The organism is Bradyrhizobium sp. 154 (assembly GCF_023073875.1).
GTDB lineage: Bacteria > Pseudomonadota > Alphaproteobacteria > Rhizobiales > Xanthobacteraceae > Bradyrhizobium.
On sequence record NZ_JADPKG010000112.1, the window covers coordinates 202076 to 224756 of the forward strand.

Here is a 22681-nt window from a genome sequence, read left to right on the forward strand (position 1 = left end):
GGCAGTTCGATATGACGGCGATCGATCCCGCGCTCCGCACGACCAAGACGACCTGTCCCTATTGCGGCGTCGGCTGCGGCGTGTTGGCGACGCCGGACGGCAAGGGCGGCGCGGCTATCGCGGGCGACCCCGAGCATCCCGCCAATTTCGGCCGGCTGTGCTCGAAGGGCTCGGCGCTGGGCGAGACCGTCGGCCTCGAAAGCCGTCTGCTCTATCCGATGATCCGCTGCAAGGGCGTGCTCGAGCGCGTCGCCTGGAGCGATGCGCTCGATCACGTCGCCCACCGCATGCAGCACATCGTGGCGCGCGACGGCACCGACGCAGTCGCGTTCTATCTCTCCGGCCAATTGCTTACCGAGGACTATTACGTCGCCAACAAGCTGATGAAGGGCTTTGTGGGCACCGCCAATGTCGACACCAATTCGCGGCTGTGCATGTCGTCCTCGGTCGCCGGTCATCGCCGCGCCTTCGGCGCCGACACTGTGCCCGGCTGCTACGAGGATCTCGACCAGGCTGACCTGCTGGTCTTCGTCGGATCGAATGCGGCCTGGTGCCATCCCGTGCTGTTCCAGCGCATGCTGAAGAACCGGCAGGAGCGTGGTGCGCGGATGATCGTGATCGATCCGCGCCGCACCGACACCGCTGATGACGTCGATCTGTTCCTCGGCCTCAAGCCCGGAACCGACACCGCGCTGTTTTCCGGCTTGTTCATCCATCTCGCCGACAACGGCGCGCTGGATCAGAACTACATCGCGAACAACACCTCGGGTTTCGACGATGCGCTGGCTCGCGCGCGCAACATTGCTGGCAGCGTCACTGCGACCGCGCTGGCCACGGGCCTCTCCGAACAGGATGTTGCGGCCTTCTTTCAGATGTTCCGCGACACGCCGCGCGTCGTCACGCTCTATTCGCAGGGCGTCAACCAGTCGGCGCAGGGCACCGACAAGGTCAACGCGATCCTGAACTGCCATCTTGCGACGGGACGCATTGGCAAGCCGGGCGCTTCGCCGTTCTCGCTCACCGGCCAGCCCAACGCCATGGGCGGCCGCGAGGTCGGCGGCCTCGCCAATATGCTTGCCGCCCATATGGGCTTCACGCCGCCCGACATCGATCGTGTCAGACGGTTCTGGAAGGCGCCGCGCATCGCCACCCATGAAGGATTGAAGGCAGTGCAATTGTTCGAGGCGATCGACTGCGGCGAGGTCAAGGCGCTTTGGGTGATGGGCACCAATCCCGCGGTGTCGCTGCCCGATGCCGACTTCGTGCGCGAGGCGCTGAAGAAGCTCGAGCTGTTCGTGGTCTCCGAGAACGTGCTTTCCAACGACACGGTTGAGGCGGGTCCGCATGTGCTGTTGCCGGCGCTCGCCTGGGGCGAGAAGTCGGGCACGGTGACCAACTCCGAACGCCGCATCTCGCGCCAGCGCTCGTTCCTGCCGGCGCCCGGCGAGGCGCGCCCCGATTGGTGGATCCTGAGCGAGACCGCAAAACGTCTCGGCTTCGGCGACAGCTTCAACTACAAATCGGCCGCCGAGATTTTTCGCGAGCACGCGGCGCTCTCGGCCTTCGAGAACGACGGCAGCCGTGATTTCGACATCGGCGCCCTGACCTCGCTGTCGGACGACGCTTTCGATGCCCTCAAGCCGGTGCAGTGGCCGGCGCGCCAAGGCGAGGCGCCCGGCGCGCGCTTCTTCGCGAATGGCGGCTTCTTCACCAATGACGGCAAGGGCCGCTTCGTCGCGCCGGAAGTGCCGGCGTTGCGCAGCGAGACCGGCGCCTCGCGTCCCCTGAGGCTCAATACCGGACGCATCCGCGACCAGTGGCACACCATGACGCGCACGGGCCTCAGCCAGCGGCTCGGCGCGCATCTGCCCGAGCCGTTTGTCGAGATCCACCCGGACGACGCCAGCAAATACGGCATCGTCGATGACGGCTATGCCCGCGTCAGCACTGATTACGGCCAGTGCATTCTGAAGGTCGCTGTCACAGAACGCCAGCAGCGCGGCACGCTGTTTGTTCCGATCCACTGGAGCGCGATGAATGCCTCGCATGGCCGCGTCGGGGCGTTGGTGCAGCCGTTCACGGATCCGTTCTCCGGACAGCCCGAGTCCAAGGCGACCCCAGTCGCGATCGCGCCTTACGAATACGTCTTTCGCGGCTTTGCGCTGTCGCGACAGCAGCTCGATCTGCCGCCGAACCTGTTGTGGACCCGCGTCACGGTCCCCGGCGGTTTCGGCTATCTGTTCGCCGACAATGCGGATCTATCGCGCTGGCCGGCCTGGCTCGACGGCGTCGCCGGCGAGGACGTTGCCGAATATCGCGATTTCGGCGGCGGCATCTATCGCGCAGCCTCGTTCGCGGGCGATCGCATCGAGGCCTGCCTGTTCGTCGGCCCCGGGCATGATGCCGGCGATTGGGAAGTGGTCAGAAATGCCTTTGCCTCCGATCACGTCACCGACGAGCAGCGCCGCATGCTGCTGGCAGGCAAGTCGACGGAGGGCGCGGCCTCGACCGGGCCGATCGTCTGCGCCTGCTTCGGCGTCGGCCGCGGCACCATCTGCGACACCATCGCCGCCGGGGCGCGCACCGCGGCCGAGATTGGCGGCAAGCTCAAGGCCGGCACCAATTGCGGCTCCTGCATCCCCGAGCTGAAGCGGTTGATTGCAACGACGGAAGTGCCGGCGAAGCAGGGCAAGCTTGCGGGGGCGGCGGGGTAGCGGCGCGCTGCTCCCATCTCATCGCGCGCGGAACAGAACTGTCGCCACCGTCTTCTGTAACAACATCTCCCTGTGGTAATGGCTTTCGCCAGGACGACATAGGCAGCGGAGATGAGGATTGCAGATGAAATTAAACTCGTTCGGCACGACCGGCGCCAACGTCTCCGTCATCGGACAGGGCACCTGGTATCTCGACCGTGGCGACCGCAACCGCACCATTGCCGCGCTTCAGCGCGGGCTCGATCTCGGCATGACCCACATCGACACCGCCGAGATGTATGGCGATGCCGAGCTCGTCATTGCGGAGGCGATTGCGGGCCGTCGCGATGAAGTGTTCCTCGTCTCAAAAGTGCTGCCGAGCAACGCCTCGCGCCGCGGCACGATCACGGCGTGTGAGCGTTCGCTGAAACGGCTGAAGACCGATCGGCTCGACTGCTATCTGTTGCACTGGCGCGGCTCCTATTCGCTCGAGGACACCGTCGCCGCGTTCGAAGAGCTGGTGAAGACCGGCAAGATCAAGTCCTGGGGCGTCTCCAATTTCGACGCCGGGGATCTTGACGAAATACTCGAGGTTGCGGGCGAGGGGCGGATCGCATGCAATCAGGTGCTCTATCATCTCAAGGAACGCGCGATCGAGCATGCCGTGATTCCCTGGTGTGAGCGGCATGGTGTCGCCGTGGTCGCCTATTCGCCGTTTGGTCATGACGATTTCCCGGACGCGCGCAGCAAGGGTGGTGCCGTGCTCGGGCGCATTGCGGAGGCGCGTGGCGTGACGCCGCGTCAGGTCGCACTAAGCTTCCTCACCCGTGCAACTACGGTGTTCGCGATTCCGAAAGCCTCGTCCGCGGAACATGCCGGCGAAAATGCGGCTGCCGGCGATCTCGTGCTGACGAAAGACGAGATTGCGGCGCTCGATGCGGCGTTTCCGCGCGGGCCGAAGCCGCGCAGCCTGCCCATGTTGTAATGCACAAACGCTCATTATTAATGGAGTATTGACGCGCGCGGGCGTCAGCGCATATCGGCATCCTGTTTTCGGAAGTTGCGGGCGCGGCGCATTTGTCGTTTTTTACGAGCGTTCTCGATTCGCATTTTCCCGGGTTCCAGCCGTGACACCGCCGCCCGCCGCAGCCGCAAGGCTCGACAATATTCCCATGCCCGTGCCGGAGAAGAAGCAGGAAGTTCGCCGCGCGCCCGCGCGCGTCGATCATCCCTTCAAAGGCATTGCGCTGGTGTTGCTGTCGACGGTGTTTCTCGGCACATCCGACGTCACCGCGAAATATCTCTCGACCAGCCTGCCGTCGATCGAGATCACCTGGATCCGCTTCGTCACCTTCGCGCTGATGTTCACGCCGGTGATGCTGCCGGGCTCGCCGCTGCATGCGATGCGCACCGAGCGCCTCGGCTTGCAATTGATGCGCGGCGCCGCGCTGCTCGGCTCCTCCCTGTTCTTCATCACCGGTCTCCGCTTCCTCCCCATTGCGGAAGCCTCCGCCACCGGCTTCGTCTCACCGCTGTTCGTCACCGCGCTGTCGATCATCTTCCTGAGCGAGAAGGTCGGATTGCGCCGCTGGATCGCCACCGCGATCGGCCTGACCGGCGTGATGATCATCCTGCGCCCGGGCTCCAGCGCATTTCATGCCGCGGCGTTCTTCCCGATCATCTCGGCGTTCTGCTGGGCTGCCGCGCTGATCCTGACGCGCATGATGAGCGGTCGCGAGGCGGTTCTCACCACCATGGCTTACTCGGCGCTGACGGGCGTTGCGATCCTTTCCGTGATGGTGCCGTTCGTCTGGGTCACGCCGAGCTGGACCGCGATCGGGCTTGGCATCGTGATCGGAGTTGCCTCTACCGTCGGCCAGTGGATCATCGTGCTGGCCTATCGCTATGGCGATGCCTCGGTGCTGGCGCCGTTCTCCTACACCCAGCTGCTCTGGGTCAGCATTCTGGGCTTCTTCATCTTCGGTGAGGTGCCTGACCTCTGGACCATCGTGGGCGCGGCCTTCATCGTCGCGAGCGGCCTTTACATCGCCCATCGCGAGCGGGTGCGCCGCGCCCAACTCCTGGTGCTGGAAGAGCGCTCCCCGAACCCCTGAGGCAAGATCGCGCGTCGCGCGTCGTGGTACCAATGGCTCCAACACCACGGGAGGAGCCGGATGCGCGCTGCGATTTTCAGGAACGGTGAGATTGTTGTCGACCGGATGGCGGAGCCGACGCCGGGTCCCGGCCAGGTTCTGGTCAAGACGCTCGCCTGCGGCATTTGCGGGTCCGATCTGCACGCACGCCAGCACGCCCATCGCATGGTGGAGATGGCGCGGAAGACCGGCCGCAAGCCGATGGATCTCAGCCGCGACGTCGTGTTCGGTCATGAGTTCTGCTGCGAGATCGTCGACTACGGACCGGGCACCGAACGCAAGCTTAGGCCGGGGACGCGGGTCTGCTCGCTGCCGGCCCTGGTGACGCCGCAGGGCATTGAGGGCATCGGCTATTCCAACGACAATATCGGCGGCTATGCCGAGGCGATGCTGCTCAGCGAGCCGCTGCTGCTCGAAGTGCCAAACGGCCTTGCGCCGGAACATGCTGCGCTGACCGAGCCGCTCGCCGTCGGCGTCCATGCCGTCGCAAAAGCCAATATCCGTGGCGGCGAGGTGCCGCTGGTGATCGGCTGCGGCCCGGTCGGGCTTGCGGTGATCGCTGCGCTCAAGCTCAAGGGGCTGCATCCGATCGTCGCAGCCGACTATTCGCCGGCGCGGCGCGCGCTTGCGGCCAGGCTTGGCGCGGATATCGTCGTCGATCCCCGGGTGTCGCAGCCTTATGCGACCTGGGCCGAGCACGCCCAGATGTCGGAGGCCGAGAAGGCAGCGCGACCGCCGTTCCAGGCCATGCTGCCCGCGCTGAGGCCTGCGATCATTTTCGAATGTGTCGGCGTGCCCGGCCTGTTACAGCAGGTGTTCGAAGGCGCGCCGCGCGATGCGCGCGTTGTCGTGGTCGGCGTCTGCATGGAAACCGACAAAAGCGAGCCGATGCTAGGCATCATGAAGGAGCTCAACGTCCAGTACGTGCTCGGCTACACCCCGGACGAGTTCGCAGCGTCGCTGCGTCTCATCGCGGAAGGGCAGGTGGATGCGGCGGCGATGGTGACCGCGGAGGTCGGTATAGACGGCGTCGCAAAAGCGTTCGCCGATCTTGCCAATCCCGAGGCGCACACCAAGATCATCGTGCAGCCGTGGCGGTGATACGCTACACCGGCAGCGCAATCGAATACTTCACTTGGCTCAGCGCAAAGCTCGATTCGATCGAAGCGATGCCGTCGAGCCGGGTCAGCTTGGTCTTCAGGAACGTCTCGTAGGAGGCGAGGTCGGCGGCCACCACGCGCAGCAGATAGTCGCGATTGCCGGTCATCAGATAGCATTCCAGCACCTCGTCCCATTTCGAGATCGCGCGGGCGAAGCGGTTGAGGTCTTCCTCCTTCTGCCGCGCCAGCTTGATCGAGATGAAGACGCTGACGTGTAGCCCCAGCGCCTTCTGGTCGACGGTCGCAACGTAGCGCGAGATGACGCCGCGTTCCTCCAGAAGCTTGACGCGGCGGTGGCAGGGCGAGACCGAGAGCCCGACCTTGTCGGCAAGCTCCTGCATGGTCATGCGGCTGTCGGTCTGGAGCAGCGCGAGGATTTTTCGATCGATGGTGTCGAGCTCGGGCATTGGGATCAAACCTGTATATTTGGCCTTCCGTTGGTAAAGTATCCCAAGACAAGCGGGTATGGCGCGAAAAATTGAGAAGTCTGGCGCGGCCGGCAGGCGTATCATCGGCCGACCTGTTTCCGGGAGCATTGCCATGCCCGTTGATTCCGCCCGCCTCGACATCCTGACCGCCCTTAGCCGCAAAGCGCTGTGGCTCTCGTCTTGGACCATCCACCACGCCAACCACATCCGCCCGAGCGGGGACGGCCTCAAGGTCGGCGGCCACCAAGCCTCATCCGCCTCGCTCGCCACCATCATGTCGGCCCTGTATTTCAGCGTGCTGAGACCTGAGGATCGCGTCGCAGTGAAGCCGCATGCGAGCCCGGTGTTCCATGCCATCCAATATCTGTTCGGCCGGCAGACCCGCGAGAAGCTGGAGAATTTTCGCGGCTTCAAGGGCGCGCAGTCCTATCCCTCACGCACCAAGGATGTCGACGACGTCGATTTCTCCACCGGCTCGGTCGGCCTCGGCGTCGCGCAGACGCTGTTCGCCTCGCTGGTGCAGGATTACGTTAAGGCGCATGGCTGGATGAAGGATCGCCGCGAAGGGCGGATGATTGCGCTGGTCGGCGATGCCGAGATGGACGAGGGCAACATCTTCGAAGCCCTTGCAGAAGGCTGGAAGCACGGCCTGCGCAACACCTGGTGGGTGGTCGACTATAACAGGCAGTCGCTCGATGCCGTCGTGCGCGAAGGGCTCTGGGAAAAGTTCGAGACCATGTTCCGCAATTTCGGCTGGGACGTGGTGATCGTGAAATATGGCCGGCTAATGCGCGAGGCCTTTGCCGAGCCGGGTGGCGAGGCGTTGAAGCGCTGGATCGATAATTGTCCGAACGCGCTCTATGCAGCGCTGTGTTTTCAGGGCGGCGCGGCGTTCCGCAAGCATCTGCACGATGAGATCGGCGACCAGGGCCCGATCACCAAGCTGATTGACAAGCGCAGCGACGACGAGCTCTTGGCGCTGATGTCGAATCTCGGCGGCCACGACATGGCGAGCATGCTGGAGGCGTTCGAGTCCATCGACCACGATCACCCGGTCTGCTTCATCGCCTACACCATCAAGGGCGTCGGCCTGCCGTTCCAGGGTCACAAGGACAACCACGCGGGGCTGATGACGGTCGCGCAGATGGAGAAGTTTCGCGACAGCCAGAACATCCGGCCCGGGCATGAATGGGACAAGTTCGAGGGGCTCGCGCAAGACCCGGCCGAACTCGAAGCTTTTCTGGCGCGGGTGCCGTTCAACCAGGATGGCCGTCGCTTGAGCGCACCCGTGGTCGAGGTGCCTCAGCAGCTCGCGTTCAAGCCGTCACCGCAGATGTCGACCCAGCAGGGCTTTGGTCTCGTGCTGAACGAGATCGCGCGCAGCGACAGCGAGCTCGCGAAGCGCATCGTCACGACCTCGCCTGACGTGACCGTCTCGACCAATCTTGGCCCCTGGGTCAATCGCCGCGGCCTGTTCGCCCGCGCGGAGAAGGCGGACTTATTCCGCAGCGAGAAAATTCCTTCGACCTATAATTGGGATGCTTCCCCCAAGGGGCAGCATCTCGAGCTCGGCATCGCCGAGATGAACCTGTTCATCATGCTCTCGGCGCTCGGCCTGTCGCATCAGATCAACGGCGAGCGGCTGCTGCCGGTCGGCACGCTCTACGATCCCTTCATCGAGCGCGGTCTCGATGCGCTGAACTATGCCTGTTATCAGGATGCGCGCTTCATGGTGGCGGCAACGCCATCGGGCATCACGCTTGCGCCCGAAGGGGGCGCACACCAGTCGATCGCAACGCCGTTGATTGGGATGGCGCAGGATGGGCTCGCCTCATTCGAGCCGGCCTTCGTCGACGAGCTCGCGGTCATCATGGCTTTCGGTTTTGAGCACATGCAGCGCGAGGCCGGCGAGGGCGGCTCGATCTATTTGCGGCTGTCGACGCGCAGCATCGAGCAGGCGCAGCGCATCATGACTCCGGAGCTGAGGCAGGGCATCACCGAGGGCGCCTATTGGCTGCGCAAACCGGGGCCGAATGCCGAAGTCGTGATCGCCTATACCGGCGCAGTCGCGCCGGAAGCGATCGAGGCGACCGGCTTCATCGGCGAGAGTCGCCGCGATGTAGGCCTGCTCGCGATCACCTCGGCCGACCGTCTCCACGCTGGCTGGACCGCCGCGCGAAGATTGCGGCGCGACCGCCGCGGCGTGCAGCATCTCAGCCACATCGAGAAACTGCTGGCGCCGTTGCCGCGCGACTGCGGCATCGTGACCGTGATCGACGGCCATCCCGCCGCGCTCGGCTGGCTCGGCAGCGTCCGCGGCCACCGCGTCGAGGCACTCGGCGTCGAGCAGTTCGGTCAGACCGGCACGATCGCCGACCTCTACCGGCACCACGGCATCGATGCCAACGCCATCATCGATGCGGCCGAAAGCCTCACCACCGGCGCACCGGTGCTGCACCGGAAGATGGCGGTATAGTTGAGTTGACTCCGCTGTCATTCCGGGGCGCACGTTAGCGCGAACCTCAGGTGCGCAATTGCGCACCGGGGAATCTCGAGATTCCGGGTTCGGCTCTTCGAGCCGCCCCGGAATGGACGATCGAGAGAACCTTGCCACGTTCCCACCGCCGGCTCATATAGCCTCAGTCCGCCGCAACGCTGGCCCCGCATATGGCGGGTTCAATTGCCGGCGCTTTCGTGCAAGGATGCCTGCCGAAACGCCCCCTCCAAGCCCCCAAGAAGAGGTTAACGATGGTCAATCGCATGCAATTCTATATCGACGGCGCCTGGGTCGATCCCGCCGTCAAGAAGTCCACCGCCGTGGTCAATCCGGCGACGGAAGAGGCGATGTACGAGGTTGCGCTGGGCTCCAAGGCCGACGTCGACAAGGCCGTTGCCGCCGCCAAGCGCGCCTTTGTAACGTTCTCCCAAACCAGCCGCGAGGAGCGCGTCGCGCTGCTCACGAAAATCATTGAGATCTACAAGGGCCGCCTCAAGGAGATCGGCGCCGCCGTCTCTGACGAGATGGGCGCGCCGCTGCCGATGGCAGAGAAGCTCCAGGCCGGCGCCGGCCTCGGCCATCTCATGACCACGCTCGACGTGCTCAAGAACTACCATTTCGAGGAGCCGGTCGGCACCGCCATGGTGCTGCGCGAGCCGATCGGCGTGGTCGGCATGATCACGCCCTGGAACTGGCCGCTGAACCAGATCGCCTGCAAGGTTGCGCCTGCGCTCGCCGCCGGCTGCACCATGATCCTGAAGCCGTCGGAGTTCACACCGACCTCGGCGCTGATCTTCGCGGAGATCCTGCATGAAGCGGGCGTGCCGAAGGGTGTGTTCAATCTCGTCAACGGCCTCGGCCCCGAGGTCGGCGCCGCCATGAGCGAGCACCCCGATATCGACATGATCTCGTTCACCGGCTCGACCCGCGCCGGCATCGACGTGGCGAAACGCGCAGCTCCGACCGTCAAGCGCGTCAGCCAGGAGCTCGGCGGCAAGTCGCCGAACGTCATCCTCGAAGGCGCCGACCTGCAGAAGGCGGTGACCGGCGGCGTGATGCATATGTTCAACAACTCCGGCCAGTCCTGCAACGCGCCCTCGCGCATGATCGTGCCGCTGTCGAAGATGAAGGAAGTCGCCGCGATCGCGAAGGCTGTCGCCGACAAGACCAAGGCAGGCGATCCCCGCGCCGAAGGCACCACCATCGGTCCGGTCGTCAACCGCGGCCAGTGGGACAAGATCCAGGCGCTGATCAAGAAGGGCATCGACGAGGGCGCGACGCTCGTTGCCGGCGGCCCGGGCCTGCCCGAAGGCGTCAACAAGGGCTTCTATGTCCGCCCGACCATCTTCGCCGACGTCACCAGCGACATGACGATCGCCCGTGAGGAAATCTTCGGACCGGTGCTGACCATCATCGGCGCCAAGGACGAGGCGGATGCGGTGAAGATCGCCAACGACACGCCATATGGTCTTGCCGGCTACGTCTCGGGCGCGACCGTCGAGGACGCCAAGCGGGTGGCGCGTCAGATCCGCGCCGGCAACGTCAACCTTCAGGGCGTGCCGAACGACCGCACCGCGCCGTTCGGCGGCTACAAGCAGTCCGGCAACGGCCGTGAGTGGGGCAAGTACGGCCTGGAAGACTTCCTCGAAGTGAAGGCCGTCGCCGGCTTCAACGCGGCGTAACCTTTATCGTCTGAACCAAATTTGACGCCGGAGCGGGAAACCGCTCCGGCGTATTTCGTTTCCGTCATTGGGAGGAGCCCTTGCGACGAAGCAATCCAGGCCGTCTCCGGGGAAACAGTCTGGATTGCTTCGCGGAGCCTGTCATCGGGCCGCGCTGCGCGCGGACCCGTTGGCTCGCAATGACGACCGGAGCACCTATCCCCCGAGCGCACCTTGCGTGTTCACGTACAACGCGTAGATCGACTGGCTCGCCGCCATGAACAGGCGGTTGCGCTTGACGCCGCCGAAGCAGAGATTGGCGCAGCGCTCGGGCAGCGCGATGCGGCCGATCATGACGCCGTCAGGCGCGAACACGACCACGCCGTCGAGCTCGGGATCCCCCATGCCCCAACCGCACCAGAGATTGCCGTCGATGTCGCAGCGCATGCCGTCCGGCGTGCCGGGACCTGCATCGATGTGGACGCGCTTGTTGGCGACCGTGGTGCCGTCCGCCGCGACGTCATAGGCGAGAATCTTTCGATTCGGCACGCCGCGCGATTCCACGACGTACAGAATCTTCTCGTCCGGCGAGAAGCACAGCCCGTTCGGTCCGAGCACGCCTTCTGCGACGATGGTCGCCTTGCCGCTCGCAGGATCGAGCCGGTAGACGTTCGGTTCGATCTCGGGCTCGGCCTTGTAGCCCTCGTAATTACCGAGCAGGCCGAAGGTCGGATCGGTGAACCAGATCGAGCCGTCGGACTTCACCACGACGTCGTTCGGCGAGTTCAGCCGCTTGCCATTGAACGAATCCATCAGCACGGTGATGGTGCCGTCATATTCGGTGCGGGTCACACGGCGGCCGCCATGCTCGCAGGTGACGAGCCGGCCCTGGCGATCCCTGGTGTTGCCATTGGCGAAATTCGAGGGTTTCCGGAACACGCTGACGGTGCCGGTTTCCTCCTCCCATTTGATGATGCGCTGGTTCGGGATGTCGCTGCACAAGAGGTAGCGCCCGTCGCCGAACCACACCGGCCCCTCGGCCCAGCGCAGGCCGGTCGCCAGCCGCTCCACCGCCGAAAGTTTTAGCCAGTATTTTTCGAAGCGGGGATCGAGTGCACGTATTGCCGGATCGGGGTAATAGGTCGCCGGCCGCCAGCCTTGTGTGTGGGACGATGCATCGTTCATGTGCAGGTCTCGTTGTTGCGTTCCCTCTGTGCAAGTCTGCTAGCATCAGATATCTACGGCCGCAAATCGGTCGCTACATACGAGGAACGACATGCCGCGCATTTTGATGACGGGAGCTTCGGGCGGGATTGGTACGCGGCTGCGGAAATTGCTGCCGCCGATCTACCCGGACCTGCTGCTCAGTGACATCCGCAAGCCTGCCGATCTCGGCCCGAATGAGCAGTTCAAGGCCGCCGACCTCTCCGACATTTCGCAGGTCGAGGCGATCTGCGAGGGCGTCGACGGCATCATCCATTTCGGCGGCTATTCGGTCGAAGGCCCCTGGGACGGCATCCTGCAGGCCAACATCATCGGTTGCTACAATCTGTTCGAGGCCGCGTACCGCAAGGGCGTCAAGCGCGTGGTGTTTGCCTCGTCGAACCATGCCGTAGGCTTCTATCCGCGCCACCACAAGATCGGTACCGACGTCACCCCGCGCCCCGACGGCCGCTATGGCGTCAGCAAGGTGTTCGGCGAGGCCGTCGGCGCGCTCTACGCCGACAAGCACGGGCTGAAGGTGACTTGCCTGCGCATAGGCAATTTCGGCGACATGCCGCTCGACCATCGCCGGCTCGCGATCTGGCTCAAGCCCGACGACCTCGTGCAGCTCTGCCAGATCGGGCTCGAGCATCCCGACATCCATTTCGAGATCTTCTACGGCGTGTCCCTGAACGAGCGCGCCTGGTGGGACAACCACCGCGCCTACGAGTTCGGCTATCGCCCCACTGGCCGCTCTGAGGATCATGTGGCGCACGCAATGGCCGAGCAGGCCAAGCTCAAGCCGGATCCGATCGGTGATCACTATCAAGGCGGCGCCTTCTGCAGCAACGAGTTTGACGGCGACGCGAGCCGGATCATCGACTGGAATAAGCGGTAGACGGGTTTCCCATGCCTGACATTTGCTGCAGTCGGACCAAGCGCCCGGCTGCGGCTCAAGGCGGGCAATTGTAGCCGATCAACGCATGTCCGCGAGCGCCGCGGGCAAATCGTTCGTGACGTGCTCGAACAAGGCGGAGCCCGTGTGATCGCATGAGCTGGCCCACGTCATTTTGCAACCCGCGCTTCCTGTTTCTTGGTCACGTGCCAGAGCACCACATGGTAATGCGGCACATCCACGCCGGGGTGACCCGCGTTGAAGTAGAGGCTGACATGATCAACCGGTGCCGCGGACCCCGCCCCGTCCAATGACTTGCGATCTTCGATGTCCTTGTTCGGGACCATGTACACGGTCGCCACCAAGCGATCCCTGCGATCGAAGCACAGGAACGGCCCCAGCGGTAAAGCGTCGGGCTTGACGAAGATGATGCCGAGGCCCGGAAAGAACTTCGGGAAATTCACGAGATCGCTGACCCGCTTGTATCCGTTTTTTTCGGCGACCTTCCGCTGATTTGGCGGCCGACGAACGACTTCGTGCTTCTCTTCGTGCTTCCTATCCGCCTTGCTGCTTCGGTGAGGGGCTGTCCTGGTTTGCTCGGTCGTGTCGGCCGGCGGCGCGGTGGTCGGTGCGAACGTCTGCGGCGCTGGCGGAAAGAAGGGAGCAAATTGCGCTGCAGGATGCCTCACGTCGGCGATCAAGGCGAGCAACGCAGCCAAGGCTGTGCTCACAAGCGCGTTGCGCATCGACACCTCCCGAAATTTGCCTGCCAAATTTTGCTCACTTATCCGGATTGCGTTCTCGCCAGCGCAGGAAATCCCGGAACAATTCTTCGCGGTCTGGCGGATTGGCGGTTGGCTTTCCCTCGAGGAACCGGCCGAACGCCTTGCGAAGCGCGGCCTCGCCGCCGGATTGCTGCTGGAGCCAGCGCTCTGCCGGTCGGAATCGTTGCCATCCAGGGAGGAGCGCGGCCAGGTTGACCTCGCGCCATTTGGGGTGATGTGCGTCGCCGAGAAATTCAGGAAAACGCGTGAACAGTGTCTGGACGAACAATTCCAGCAGCCGAAACCGTTCGCTGCGTGGCGGCCAGTTGTAGGCGAACAGAGCGGATTTGATCGCGATCGTGTCCACAGCTGCATTGACCCCGATGAGATCTGGGTAATCCTCGTGGCGAAGCGTCGATGGCAGATAGTTTTGCTGCAGCAGCTCGTTGGAATAGGGGATGGGCAAGAAGTGAATGCCCTTGGCCTGCCCGGCCCATGCGAGGAAGCTGACTGGTTTTCCTGAGACCAGCAGGGCGGCCGAGATGTCTCCCTTCCGCATCCCCTCCAGCGCGGCGTCCGGCCCCAGGTTGGATTCGCTGATCTTGACGCCCAGACGGTTCAGCACCTCGCGGCCAAGCACGGCGCCCGCACTGCCGTCCTCGCCAAGATTGACCCTCTTCCCCGCAAGATCCGTCAGGCTTGCGATCTCCGGCCGTGCGAGGAGATGGAACTCTTCGACATGGAGCGAGGCAATGTAGGCAAGCTTATCGGAGATGTCTCCGAACGTCTTTGCCTCCCGGAGCCGGTCGACCAGGATAACAGGTGCGATCGCCACGTCGGCACCTGCCAGAGTGAGCACGTCGAGGATGCTGCGGGTGCCGCCGTTTCCCACGATTGGCACGACCCGCAAAGCGACTTCGCCATGCGGACCCGTCTCCTGGCCACTGGCCAGTGTGGTCGCAATGTCCTGAGCTATTGCGAATTCAGTGCATTGCGGCGTACCGGTGACGAAGCCCACCGTAAATGGGTCCGCAGGTCGTCTCGTTTCTTTCCGGGGGGCGCTTTCTTTTCGCGGAGACGCTTTCCCGGATTCACTCGGAGACGCGGAAGGTTGCCGTTGTGCGAGGGACTCCTGGACCTGTCCGCCGAGCCAGGCCGCTGCAATCAGTGCGAAGAACAAACCGGCCCGCATCGCTCCGCAGACCCTTATGTTCAAACCTGTGCGGTAGCCAGCCCTCCCTTGGGCTGACATGTTCCGATCGATCGTCACCCGGCTACGCGCGCGAATGAATCTCGCTCGAGCCTTCCAACGCGCCCCGGCTAGCGGCGTTCCTTTTTGGACGTATACGGCTCGTTCGTGGCAGGTACTTGCTCACCTAGAGTCCGGCCCCATCATCGGCGATGCGCTTGAGGTAATCTTTCTTGCTGAACTGCATGTGATCCACGCAGAGTTGCGCGAGCGCCCAACTGTCGCGGCCCTTGAGCAGCTCGATCATCAGTTCGTGCTGGCGCCGCGATTGTGCGAGGCCCTCGCGATCGGCGAGGTTCTTCGCGCGCATCGGCAGCGTCAGGTTCATGTAGTCCTGGAGCGAGCGCACCAGATAGGGATTGCCGCAGGCCGAGAACAGCGCAAGGTGGAAGGCGTCGTTGGCCTCGTGAATGCCGCGCAGATCCTGCGCGTCGGCCCTTGCGCAGTATTGCCGTTGCAACGCGGAGAGTTCGTCGATCAGGCCTTGCGGCGCGGGCAGGGGGATCATCAGCGCAGCCTGCCGCGTCAGCATCTCCCGCACCTCGTAGATCTGATGGACTTCCTCGGCCGAGTAGAACCGTACGGTGGCGCCGACATTCTTCTCACGACGGATGATGCCGCGCCGCTCCGCATCCAGCAGCGCTTGGCGCACGAAGTGCCGCGAGGTGCCGTAGCGCGACATCAGCGCGTCCTCGGTAAGGCGCGCGCCCGGTGCAAGGCGGCCGAAGATGATGTCCTCTTCCAGGCGCGCGACGACGTCGTCCGGATCGTCGCGCCGGACCGGAATTGCCTCAGGAGTGCGAATGTCGGACATGCCCTTAGCCTCCCGGCGGTCGGCCGGTTCGTCCTGTGGAGCAGGGGAGGCTTGGATTGTCAATAATCTGCACAGCAAGAGACGCCAAAGCCCAGAAAGTGCGACAATATTGGCCAATCTTATTGACAATCGTGGGCGAGAATGTACCACGATGGCAACTCGGAAGGAGTGGCATGATGACGAGTGGCCTGCGCAAGGGTTTGACGAGCTATGGCGATGCCGGCTTCTCGCTGTTCCTGCGCAAGGCGTTCATCAAGGCCATGGGCTATTCCGACGATGCGCTGGAGCGCCCGATCGTCGGCATCACCAACACTTATAGCGACTACAATCCCTGCCACGGCAACGTCCCGCAGATCATCGAAGCCGCCAAGCGCGGCGTGATGCTGTCCGGCGCGATGCCGTTCGTATTCCCGACCATCTCGATCGCCGAGAGCTTTGCCCATCCGACCTCGATGTACTTGCGAAATCTCATGGCGATGGACACCGAGGAGATGATCCGCGCCCAGCCGATGGATGCGGTGATCGTGATCGGCGGCTGCGACAAGACTCTTCCTGCGCAGGTGATGGCGGCGATCAGCGCCGATCTGCCAACCGTGGTCATCCCCGTGGGGCCCATGGTGGTCGGCCATCACAAGGGGGAAGTGCTGGGCGCCTGCACCGATTGCCGCAGGTTGTGGGCAAAATACCGCGCCGGCGACATGGGCGATGCCGAGATCGAAGCAGTCAACGGCCGCCTCGCGCCGTCCGTCGGCACCTGCATGGTGATGGGCACGGCCTCGACCATGGCCTGCATGATCGAAGCCATGGGCCTGTCGCTGCCGATGAGCGCGACGATCCCGGCGCCGCACGCCGAACGTTTCCGTCTTGCGGAGGCCAGCGGCAAAGTCGCCGCCGAGATGGCAAAGACGAAGGGGCCGAAGCCGAGCGAGTTGCTGACGCCGGCCTCGTTCCGGAACGCGCAGGTCGTGCTTCAGGCGATTGGCGGCTCGACCAATGGCCTGATCCATCTGACCGCGATGGCGCATCGCTCGCCGTACCGGCTCGATCTCGAAGTGTTCGACCAGATCGGCCGCGAGGTGCCGGTGCTGGTCGATCTCAAGCCGTCCGGCGAACATTACATGGAGCATTTCCATCACGCCGGTGGCGTGCCGAAACTGCTGGCGCAGCTCGGTGATCTCGTCGATCTCGATGCCGGGACGATCAGCGGCCAGACGCTACGCGACGTCGTGGCGAATGCGGAGCACGTGCCGGGCCAGGACGCGATTCGTTCGCGCGACAATCCGATCAAGAAGGAGGGCGGTCTTGCCGTCCTGCACGGCAATCTCGCGCCGCGCGGTGCGGTCATCAAGCAATCGGCCGCCAGTCCAAAGCTGTTGCAGCACACCGGGCGCGCGGTGGTTTTCGAATCCGTCGAGGACATGACCCTGCGGGTCGACGATCCCGACCTCGATGTCACGGCTGACGACGTGCTGGTGCTGCGCAATGCCGGCCCGAAGGGCGCGCCGGGCATGCCCGAGGCGGGCTATCTGCCGATCCCGAAGAAGCTCGCGCGGACCGGCACCAAGGACATGGTGCGCATTTCGGACGCACGCATGAGCGGCACCGCGTTCGGCACCATCGTGCTGCACATCACGCCGGAATCTTCTGTCGGCGGGCCACTCGCGCTGGTGCAGAACGGCGACATGATCCGCCTCGATGTGGCCAAGCGCAGCATTGAGCTGTTGGTCGATGCCGCCGAACTCGAGCGGCGCCGCGCCGCGTTGAAGCCGGCCGCAGCGCCGGAAGAGGCCCGGCGCGGCTACGCTTGGTTGTTCAATGAGACCATCATGCAGGCCGACGAGGGCTGCGACTTCGATTTCATGCAGAGGACTGGACCAAAGACTGAGAAGGAGTGAGGGACCAGCCCCACGGCAGCTACTTGCCCTTGCTGGTGAACTTCTTCACGGCGGCGCGGAACTCCTCCGTGTTCATCGCCATGATGATCTTGTGCTCCTCGGCATCCAACTGCTGCTTCACCGGCGTGGTCGCGGCCTGGTAGACGAGCGATTTGGTGCCGGTGATCGCCGCCGGCGGGTTTTGCGCGAGACGCTCGGCGAGTTTTTGCGTGGCTGCTTTCAGATCAGCGGCGGGAACGATCTTGGCAACCAGGCCCCACTCGTAAGCCTGCTGCGCGGTAAAATTATCCTCGGACAGGAAGATTTGTAGCGCGCGGCGGGAGCCGACCGTGCCGACGATGCCGACCGTGGAGCCGCCGTCCGGCGACACGCCGATCTTGGCATAGGCCGGCGTGAACTTGGCGTCGTCGGCGGCAATACAGAGATCGGTGACGAAGGCGAGCCCCATGCCGGCGCCGGCGGCAGAGCCGTGGACGCTGGACAGCGAGATCTTGGGCATGCGGCGGATGATCTCGATGAAGGCGTGATAGTGCTTCAAGAGCTCGCCGACCACGGGCGCCACCGTGCCTGCTTCGGCGGCTGCCCCGATCGTCTGAAGATCGCCGCCGGCCGAGAAGGCGCGGCCTTCGCCTTCGAGGACAACGACCTTGATGTCGTCCGCGCCTTCGATATAGGCCGCGAGCTGCTCGAGCTTCTGCGCGATCGCCAGGTTGATGGAGTTGAACGCGGCAGGGCGGTTGAGCGTGATGGTCGCGATCGGGCCTTCGATCCGCAGCAGGGCGGGATCATCGGGCTGGGAGATAGGAGCTGGCATCTGAGAATCCCCGGCAAAAGGTTCGTTGCTGCAACTAAATCGCAGAAGGCGAGGGGTGACAATCCCCGCCCGCCGCTCTTGCGCTGGGCGGAACGATAGGCTCAAATGGGCCCGCCTTCGCCAAGGAACGGACACGAGCGCCGGCTCCTCGTCAGGCCAGCAAACCAAAATCAGCGAGAGAGGAGACGACATGGGTCACGCTCGTGTCTTGCGGAAGTGGGCTGTCCAATGACGGATGGTCCGGTGATCATCGTCGGGGCCGGCCATGGCGGCTATCAGGTCGCGGCATCCCTGCGCCAGGCGGGCTTTTCGCAGCGCATCTGCCTGATCAATGACGAGGCGCATCTGCCCTATCAGCGGCCGCCGCTGTCAAAAGCCTACATCAAGGGCTCGGCCGGGCCGGAGAGCCTGATGTTCCGGCCGGAGAAGTTTTACCAGGACCAGAAGATCGAGCTGATCGCCGGCCGCGCCGTCTCGATCGACCGCGCCGACCGCAAGCTGCATCTGGCCTCGGGCGAGACGCTGCCTTACGGTCACCTCGTGCTGGCCACGGGCGCGCGCAACCGCCTGCTCGACCTGCCCAACGCCAATCTGCCCGACGTGAAATACTTGCGCATCCTCGACGACAGCGAGGCACTGCGCCAGGTCATCCCGTCGAAGGCACGCGTCGTGGTCATCGGCGCCGGCTTCATCGGCCTCGAATTCGCGTCCACCGCGCGGATCAAGGGCCTCGAGGTCGACGTGCTCGAGCTCGCCCCGCGCGTGATGGCGCGCGCGGTGACGGCGGAGGTCTCCGAATATTTTCAGGCGCGGCATCGCGGGGCCGGCATCCGCATCCATCTCGGCGTACAGGCCACTTCCATCGAAGCCGAAGGCGGCAAGGTCACCGGCGTCTCCTTGAGCGACGGACGGCATCTGCCCGCCGATCTCGTCGTGGTCGGCGTCGGCGTGCTGCCGAACATCGAGCTCGCGGCTGAAGCGGGCCTTCCCGTTGCCGCCGGCATCGTCGTCGACGAATATCTTGCGACGGCTGATCCCGATATTTCGGCGATCGGCGACTGCGCGCTGTTCGCAAGCCCGCGCTTCGGCGGTTCGCTGCGGCTGGAATCGGTGCAGAACGCCACCGATCACGCCCGCTGCCTCGCGGCGCGGCTGACCGGCGACAGCAAGCCCTATGACAGCCATCCCTGGTTCTGGAGCGACCAGGGCGAGGACAAGCTCCAGATCGCCGGCCTCACCACCGGTTACGATCGCGTCGTGCTGCGCGGCAACCCCGCGAGCAAGGCGTTTTCGGCGTTCTGCTACAAGGGCGAGACGCTGCTGGGCATCGAGTCGATCAACCGCGCCGGCGACCACATGTTCGGGCGCCGATTGCAGGCCATGGACCGCTCGATCACACCGGAGCAGGCTGCGGACGAGAGTTTTGACCTGAAGAGCGCACTGGCGTGATCAGCTTGCGTCGATCACGGCAGCCACTTCCTTTGCCGTCGGCATCGACGGCCCCGCGCCCATCCGCTGCACGCTGATCGAAGCGGCCGCGTTGGCAAACGTGAGCGCGTCGCGCAGTGTCGCGCCGTCAGCCAGTTGCGCCGCGAGCGCGCCGACGAAGCAATCGCCGGCGCCGGTAGTGTCGACCGCCTTCACCGTGCGCCCCTGCACCGAAATTTCCTCGCGCCCCGCCAGCGCGAGCACGCCGCGCTTGCCGAGCGTGACGCAGATGGTCTGGTCCCGCCGCGCCTGAAGTTGTCGCGCGACGTCGATGATCCGCGCGGCCTCGTTGCCGTCGGAGAGCTCGGTCCCGGCGAGCAAGCCGAGCTCGGTCTCGTTCAGCACGAGGATATCGACCAGCGCGAGCAGCTCGCCGGGCATGGTTTGCGCCGGTGCCGGGTTGAGCAGCGTCGTGGCTCCGGCGGCGCGTGCCCGCTGGAAGAACGCGGCAATCGCCGGCAGCGGAATTTCGAACTGGCTGACCGCAACGTCGCCCTCCAGCAGCGGCACGACGCTGACGTCATCAGCGTCGACCAATGCATTGGCGCCGGGGATGACGACGATGGTATTGTCAGCCTCCGCCACCGTGATGATGGCCGTACCGGTGTGCGCGTCAGCCGTCTGCTGCACGTAGCCGAGATCGATGCCCTGACTGCGAAGGAAAGCCTTCAGCTCGGTCCCAAACGAATCCTTTCCCAGCCGCCCGATCAGCGTGGTCCTGGCGCCAAGCCGCGACGCGGCGACCGCCTGGTTCGCGCCCTTGCCACCCGGAAAATACAGCACCTGCTTGCCAGCAACGGTCTCGCCGACGCGTGGATGGCGGTCGGCTGTTGCCACCACATCCATGTTGATGCTGCCCGCGACGAAGACGCGACCCATGACACACCCTTCGAACGCTAGACCCTGACCTCGAATTCGTGCCTGACCTTGGCGATGTCGACGAGCGTCGGCAGGCCGGCCTCGTTGCCGAGGCGCTGGATCTTGAAGGTGGAGGCGGCGCGGGCGAAATCAAAATGCTCGCGCCAGCTTTTGCCGGGATGGGCGAGGTAGGAATAGACATAGGCGCCGTGGAAGACGTCGCCGGCGCCATTGGTGTCGATCACGCGCTCGCGCGGGATCGGCATCGCCGGCATCACCTGCACCGTCCCGGTCTCGTCGTACCAGAAGAGGCCCTTCTCGCCCATGGTGACGCCGCCGATCTTGCAGCCGCGGCTCTTGAGGTAATCGAGCATCTTCTCCGGCGTCAGGTCCATCTGCTCGCACAGCCGCTCGGCGACGATGGCGACGTCGATGAACTCCAAGAGCTCATGCGTGTTGGTGCGCAGGCCGCCGCCGTCGAGCGAGGTCAGGATGCCGGCCTCGCGGCAGACTTTTGCGTAGTGGATCGCGGCATCCGGCTGATGGCCGTCGACATGCAGCGCGCGGCAGCCGCCGAGATTGAGCATCGGAAACGGATGGATGTGCTCGTCGTCGCGGCAGCGGACGATGGCACGCTTGCCGTCCTTGGGCATGATGAAGGAGAGCGAGGACTGGTTCACCTTCCGCCCGTGCAGCGAGATTGCGTATTTCGCGCACATGTCCTGGAACATGCGCCCCAGCCAGTCATTGGCGACGGTTGCGATGAGATCGGGCACGATGCCGAGCTTGGCGCAGCAGAACGCCGCCGTCACCGCGTTGCCGCCGAACGAAACCGCGTAGTCCGAAGCTACGTGCTTCTCGTCGCCGGTCGGCATGTGGTCGGTGATGAAGACGACGTCGATATAGGTCTGTCCGATGAAGAGAGCCTGCATTGCTTGTCCGTGATGCGCTTGTGGTCCCGGCCGGCGCGTTTACTCTAGCACCGGTTCCGCTCCGGAGGGACGCTGAAATTATTCGCAAATCTGCCGCCCGGAGCGCTTGAGGTCAGCATGGTGCCGGAATACGACCATGACAGGCCAATGCCAAGCCCGGACAAACGCCGTCTTTCGGCCCAGGGGTTCCAGGTCAATTAAGAGTCGATAAAGGGGGGAAGATGATCATCGGGCTCGATCACGTCGTCGTCCTGGTCAGGGATATCGGTGCGGCCAAAGCGGCCTATCAGACGCTGCTCGCCCGCGCGCCGGCCTGGCAGAACTCCGGCGAGGGCGCCGACCGGGTCCTGTTCACATTGGACAACATGACGATCGAATTGATGGCGCCGAGCGGCTTCAGTGTCGCCGCCGACCGCATGCGCGCGCTGCTCGACGATCAGGAGGGCGTGCTCGCCAGCCTGTGCTTTCGCGTCGCAGACATGAGCAAGACGCACCGCCGGCTGGAGCGCGTGGCCCTGAGACCGGATCCGGTCGCGGAGGTCGAAAGCAGCGATGCCGCATCCGATGCCGTGCTGCACTGGAAGCGCACGCGTGCCGCCACGGAGCTCACGCGCGGCGTGCGCATTTTCTTCCTCGAGCTCGCCGACGAGCGCCCCAAGTCCGTTGCGACCGACATCGCGCCGATCGAGGCGCTTGATCACGTCGTGATCACCACGGAAGATTCCGAGCGCGCCGCCGCTCTCTATGGCGCGCGGCTCGGGCTCGATCTGGCGCTCGACCGCTCCCACCAGGATTGGGGCCAGCTGATGTTCTTCCGCTGCGGCGATCTCATCGTCGAGGTGGTGCGCCGCCCGGTGGCAGGCGGCGATGCCGCGCACGACCTGCTCTGGGGCCTGAGCTGGCGGGTGGCCGACATCGACGCCACCCGCGCCCGCCTGATCGCTGCCGGTCTCGAGGTCTCCGAGGTCCGCAACGGCCGCAAGCCGGGCACGCGGGTGATGACGGTGCGGAACGGCACCTGCGGCATCCAGACCGTGCTGCTGGAGCGTTCGCCGAAGCCGGTGGATTGAGGGAGTCTTTCCTCCGTCATTGCGAGCCAACGGGTCCGCGCGAAGCGCGGCCCGATGACAGGCTCCGCGAAGGAATCCAGAAGCCCTCCGCGGCGGCAGTCTGGATT

The 22681-nt window shown here is 64.5% G+C and carries 18 protein-coding genes; 10 read left to right on the forward strand and 8 right to left on the reverse strand.

From position 1 onward, the window contains the following. Positions 1 to 11 precede the first annotated feature (11 nt). The 4 genes from IVA92_RS28160 to IVA92_RS28175 all read left to right on the forward strand — a co-directional run bounded on the left by IVA92_RS28160 (position 12) and on the right by IVA92_RS28175 (position 5947). Positions 12 to 2714 carry a nitrate reductase gene (locus tag IVA92_RS28160; RefSeq protein WP_247279299.1) on the forward strand — a complete coding sequence of 901 codons (2703 nt, stop codon included), beginning with the start codon at positions 12 to 14 and terminating at the stop codon, positions 2712 to 2714. A 124-nt stretch (positions 2715 to 2838) separates the two neighbouring features. Then, on the forward strand, positions 2839 to 3678 hold the full coding sequence (locus IVA92_RS28165; RefSeq protein WP_247279338.1) for an aldo/keto reductase: 840 nt from the start codon (positions 2839 to 2841) through the stop codon (positions 3676 to 3678). Between the two features lie 187 nt (positions 3679 to 3865). Then, complete coding sequence (locus IVA92_RS28170) at positions 3866 to 4807, forward strand: DMT family transporter (RefSeq protein ID WP_247279339.1); 942 nt, start codon at positions 3866 to 3868, stop codon at positions 4805 to 4807. 60 nt (positions 4808 to 4867) lie between these two features. Beyond that, the gene (locus IVA92_RS28175) at positions 4868 to 5947 is read left to right on the forward strand and encodes a zinc-binding dehydrogenase (RefSeq protein WP_247279300.1); all 1080 of its coding nucleotides are present in this window, start codon (positions 4868 to 4870) and stop codon (positions 5945 to 5947) included. 4 nt (positions 5948 to 5951) lie between these two features. On the opposite strand, the gene IVA92_RS28180 is transcribed toward IVA92_RS28175, so the two are convergent. After that, the gene (locus IVA92_RS28180; RefSeq protein ID WP_247279301.1) at positions 5952 to 6413 is read right to left on the reverse strand and encodes an Lrp/AsnC family transcriptional regulator; all 462 of its coding nucleotides are present in this window, start codon (positions 6411 to 6413) and stop codon (positions 5952 to 5954) included. Between the two features lie 133 nt (positions 6414 to 6546). Here IVA92_RS28180 and IVA92_RS28185 point away from each other — a divergent pair, with 133 nt between their 5' ends. Together IVA92_RS28185 and IVA92_RS28190 are read left to right on the forward strand one after the other, a co-directional pair. Next, entirely contained in the window at positions 6547 to 8910 is a 2364-nt protein-coding gene (locus IVA92_RS28185; protein ID WP_247279302.1) for a transketolase, read from the forward strand. Positions 8911 to 9182: 272 nt separating this feature from the next. Then, the gene (locus IVA92_RS28190) at positions 9183 to 10613 is read left to right on the forward strand and encodes an aldehyde dehydrogenase family protein (RefSeq protein WP_247279303.1); all 1431 of its coding nucleotides are present in this window, start codon (positions 9183 to 9185) and stop codon (positions 10611 to 10613) included. Between the two features lie 195 nt (positions 10614 to 10808). Here the strand turns inward: IVA92_RS28190 and IVA92_RS28195 are convergent, their stop codons facing one another. Then, a complete protein-coding gene (locus IVA92_RS28195) occupies positions 10809 to 11777 on the reverse strand; it encodes an SMP-30/gluconolactonase/LRE family protein (protein WP_247279304.1) in 969 nt (322 codons plus the stop codon). Positions 11778 to 11868: 91 nt separating this feature from the next. Between IVA92_RS28195 and IVA92_RS28200 the strand changes: the two genes are divergently transcribed. After that, positions 11869 to 12693 (forward strand): NAD(P)-dependent oxidoreductase, encoded by an 825-nt coding sequence (locus IVA92_RS28200; RefSeq protein WP_247279305.1) that lies wholly within the window; start codon positions 11869 to 11871, stop codon positions 12691 to 12693. A 167-nt stretch (positions 12694 to 12860) separates the two neighbouring features. On the opposite strand, the gene IVA92_RS28205 is transcribed toward IVA92_RS28200, so the two are convergent. The 3 genes from IVA92_RS28205 to IVA92_RS28215 all read right to left on the reverse strand — a co-directional run bounded on the left by IVA92_RS28205 (position 12861) and on the right by IVA92_RS28215 (position 15517). Then, a complete protein-coding gene (locus IVA92_RS28205) occupies positions 12861 to 13436 on the reverse strand; it encodes a hypothetical protein (protein WP_247279306.1) in 576 nt (191 codons plus the stop codon). 34 nt (positions 13437 to 13470) lie between these two features. After that, the gene (locus tag IVA92_RS28210) at positions 13471 to 14472 is read right to left on the reverse strand and encodes a TAXI family TRAP transporter solute-binding subunit (RefSeq protein ID WP_247279307.1); all 1002 of its coding nucleotides are present in this window, start codon (positions 14470 to 14472) and stop codon (positions 13471 to 13473) included. Between the two features lie 358 nt (positions 14473 to 14830). Continuing rightward, entirely contained in the window at positions 14831 to 15517 is a 687-nt protein-coding gene (locus tag IVA92_RS28215) for a GntR family transcriptional regulator (RefSeq protein ID WP_247279308.1), read from the reverse strand. 176 nt (positions 15518 to 15693) lie between these two features. Between IVA92_RS28215 and IVA92_RS28220 the strand changes: the two genes are divergently transcribed. Continuing rightward, positions 15694 to 17412, forward strand: coding sequence for an IlvD/Edd family dehydratase (locus IVA92_RS28220; protein ID WP_247279340.1), 1719 nt, complete (start codon positions 15694 to 15696; stop codon positions 17410 to 17412). Between the two features lie 19 nt (positions 17413 to 17431). Here the strand turns inward: IVA92_RS28220 and IVA92_RS28225 are convergent, their stop codons facing one another. Further along, positions 17432 to 18226 (reverse strand): enoyl-CoA hydratase/isomerase family protein, encoded by a 795-nt coding sequence (locus IVA92_RS28225; protein ID WP_247279309.1) that lies wholly within the window; start codon positions 18224 to 18226, stop codon positions 17432 to 17434. Between the two features lie 228 nt (positions 18227 to 18454). On the opposite strand from IVA92_RS28225, the gene IVA92_RS28230 reads away from it, so the two are divergent. After that, the gene (locus IVA92_RS28230) at positions 18455 to 19675 is read left to right on the forward strand and encodes an FAD-dependent oxidoreductase (protein ID WP_247279310.1); all 1221 of its coding nucleotides are present in this window, start codon (positions 18455 to 18457) and stop codon (positions 19673 to 19675) included. On the opposite strand, the gene rbsK is transcribed toward IVA92_RS28230, so the two are convergent. Then, entirely contained in the window at positions 19676 to 20593 is a 918-nt protein-coding gene (rbsK, locus tag IVA92_RS28235) for a ribokinase (protein ID WP_247279311.1), read from the reverse strand. It lies immediately after the preceding gene. A 17-nt stretch (positions 20594 to 20610) separates the two neighbouring features. Next, positions 20611 to 21504 carry a sugar kinase gene (locus IVA92_RS28240; protein WP_247279312.1) on the reverse strand — a complete coding sequence of 298 codons (894 nt, stop codon included), beginning with the start codon at positions 21502 to 21504 and terminating at the stop codon, positions 20611 to 20613. A gap of 221 nt (positions 21505 to 21725) precedes the next feature. Here IVA92_RS28240 and IVA92_RS28245 point away from each other — a divergent pair, with 221 nt between their 5' ends. Next, on the forward strand, positions 21726 to 22574 hold the full coding sequence (locus IVA92_RS28245) for a VOC family protein (RefSeq protein WP_247279313.1): 849 nt from the start codon (positions 21726 to 21728) through the stop codon (positions 22572 to 22574). Positions 22575 to 22681: the final 107 nt, after the last annotated feature.

Bases quoted from the DNA above. Each gene is read 5' to 3' on its own strand.
- IVA92_RS28160 (WP_247279299.1), top strand. From the start codon at position 12: ATGACGGCGATCGATCCCGCGCTCCGCACGACCAAGACGACCTGTCCC.
- IVA92_RS28165 (WP_247279338.1), top strand. From the start codon at position 2,839: ATGAAATTAAACTCGTTCGGCACGACCGGCGCCAACGTCTCCGTCATC.
- IVA92_RS28170 (WP_247279339.1), top strand. From the start codon at position 3,866: ATGCCCGTGCCGGAGAAGAAGCAGGAAGTTCGCCGCGCGCCCGCGCGC.
- IVA92_RS28175 (WP_247279300.1), top strand. From the start codon at position 4,868: ATGCGCGCTGCGATTTTCAGGAACGGTGAGATTGTTGTCGACCGGATG.
- IVA92_RS28180 (WP_247279301.1), bottom strand. From the start codon at position 6,413: ATGCCCGAGCTCGACACCATCGATCGAAAAATCCTCGCGCTGCTCCAG.
- IVA92_RS28185 (WP_247279302.1), top strand. From the start codon at position 6,547: ATGCCCGTTGATTCCGCCCGCCTCGACATCCTGACCGCCCTTAGCCGC.
- IVA92_RS28190 (WP_247279303.1), top strand. From the start codon at position 9,183: ATGGTCAATCGCATGCAATTCTATATCGACGGCGCCTGGGTCGATCCC.
- IVA92_RS28195 (WP_247279304.1), bottom strand. From the start codon at position 11,777: ATGAACGATGCATCGTCCCACACACAAGGCTGGCGGCCGGCGACCTAT.
- IVA92_RS28200 (WP_247279305.1), top strand. From the start codon at position 11,869: ATGCCGCGCATTTTGATGACGGGAGCTTCGGGCGGGATTGGTACGCGG.
- IVA92_RS28205 (WP_247279306.1), bottom strand. From the start codon at position 13,436: ATGCGCAACGCGCTTGTGAGCACAGCCTTGGCTGCGTTGCTCGCCTTG.
- IVA92_RS28215 (WP_247279308.1), bottom strand. From the start codon at position 15,517: ATGTCCGACATTCGCACTCCTGAGGCAATTCCGGTCCGGCGCGACGAT.
- IVA92_RS28220 (WP_247279340.1), top strand. From the start codon at position 15,694: ATGACGAGTGGCCTGCGCAAGGGTTTGACGAGCTATGGCGATGCCGGC.
- IVA92_RS28225 (WP_247279309.1), bottom strand. From the start codon at position 18,226: ATGCCAGCTCCTATCTCCCAGCCCGATGATCCCGCCCTGCTGCGGATC.
- IVA92_RS28230 (WP_247279310.1), top strand. From the start codon at position 18,455: ATGACGGATGGTCCGGTGATCATCGTCGGGGCCGGCCATGGCGGCTAT.
- rbsK (WP_247279311.1), bottom strand. From the start codon at position 20,593: ATGGGTCGCGTCTTCGTCGCGGGCAGCATCAACATGGATGTGGTGGCA.
- IVA92_RS28240 (WP_247279312.1), bottom strand. From the start codon at position 21,504: ATGCAGGCTCTCTTCATCGGACAGACCTATATCGACGTCGTCTTCATC.
- IVA92_RS28245 (WP_247279313.1), top strand. From the start codon at position 21,726: ATGATCATCGGGCTCGATCACGTCGTCGTCCTGGTCAGGGATATCGGT.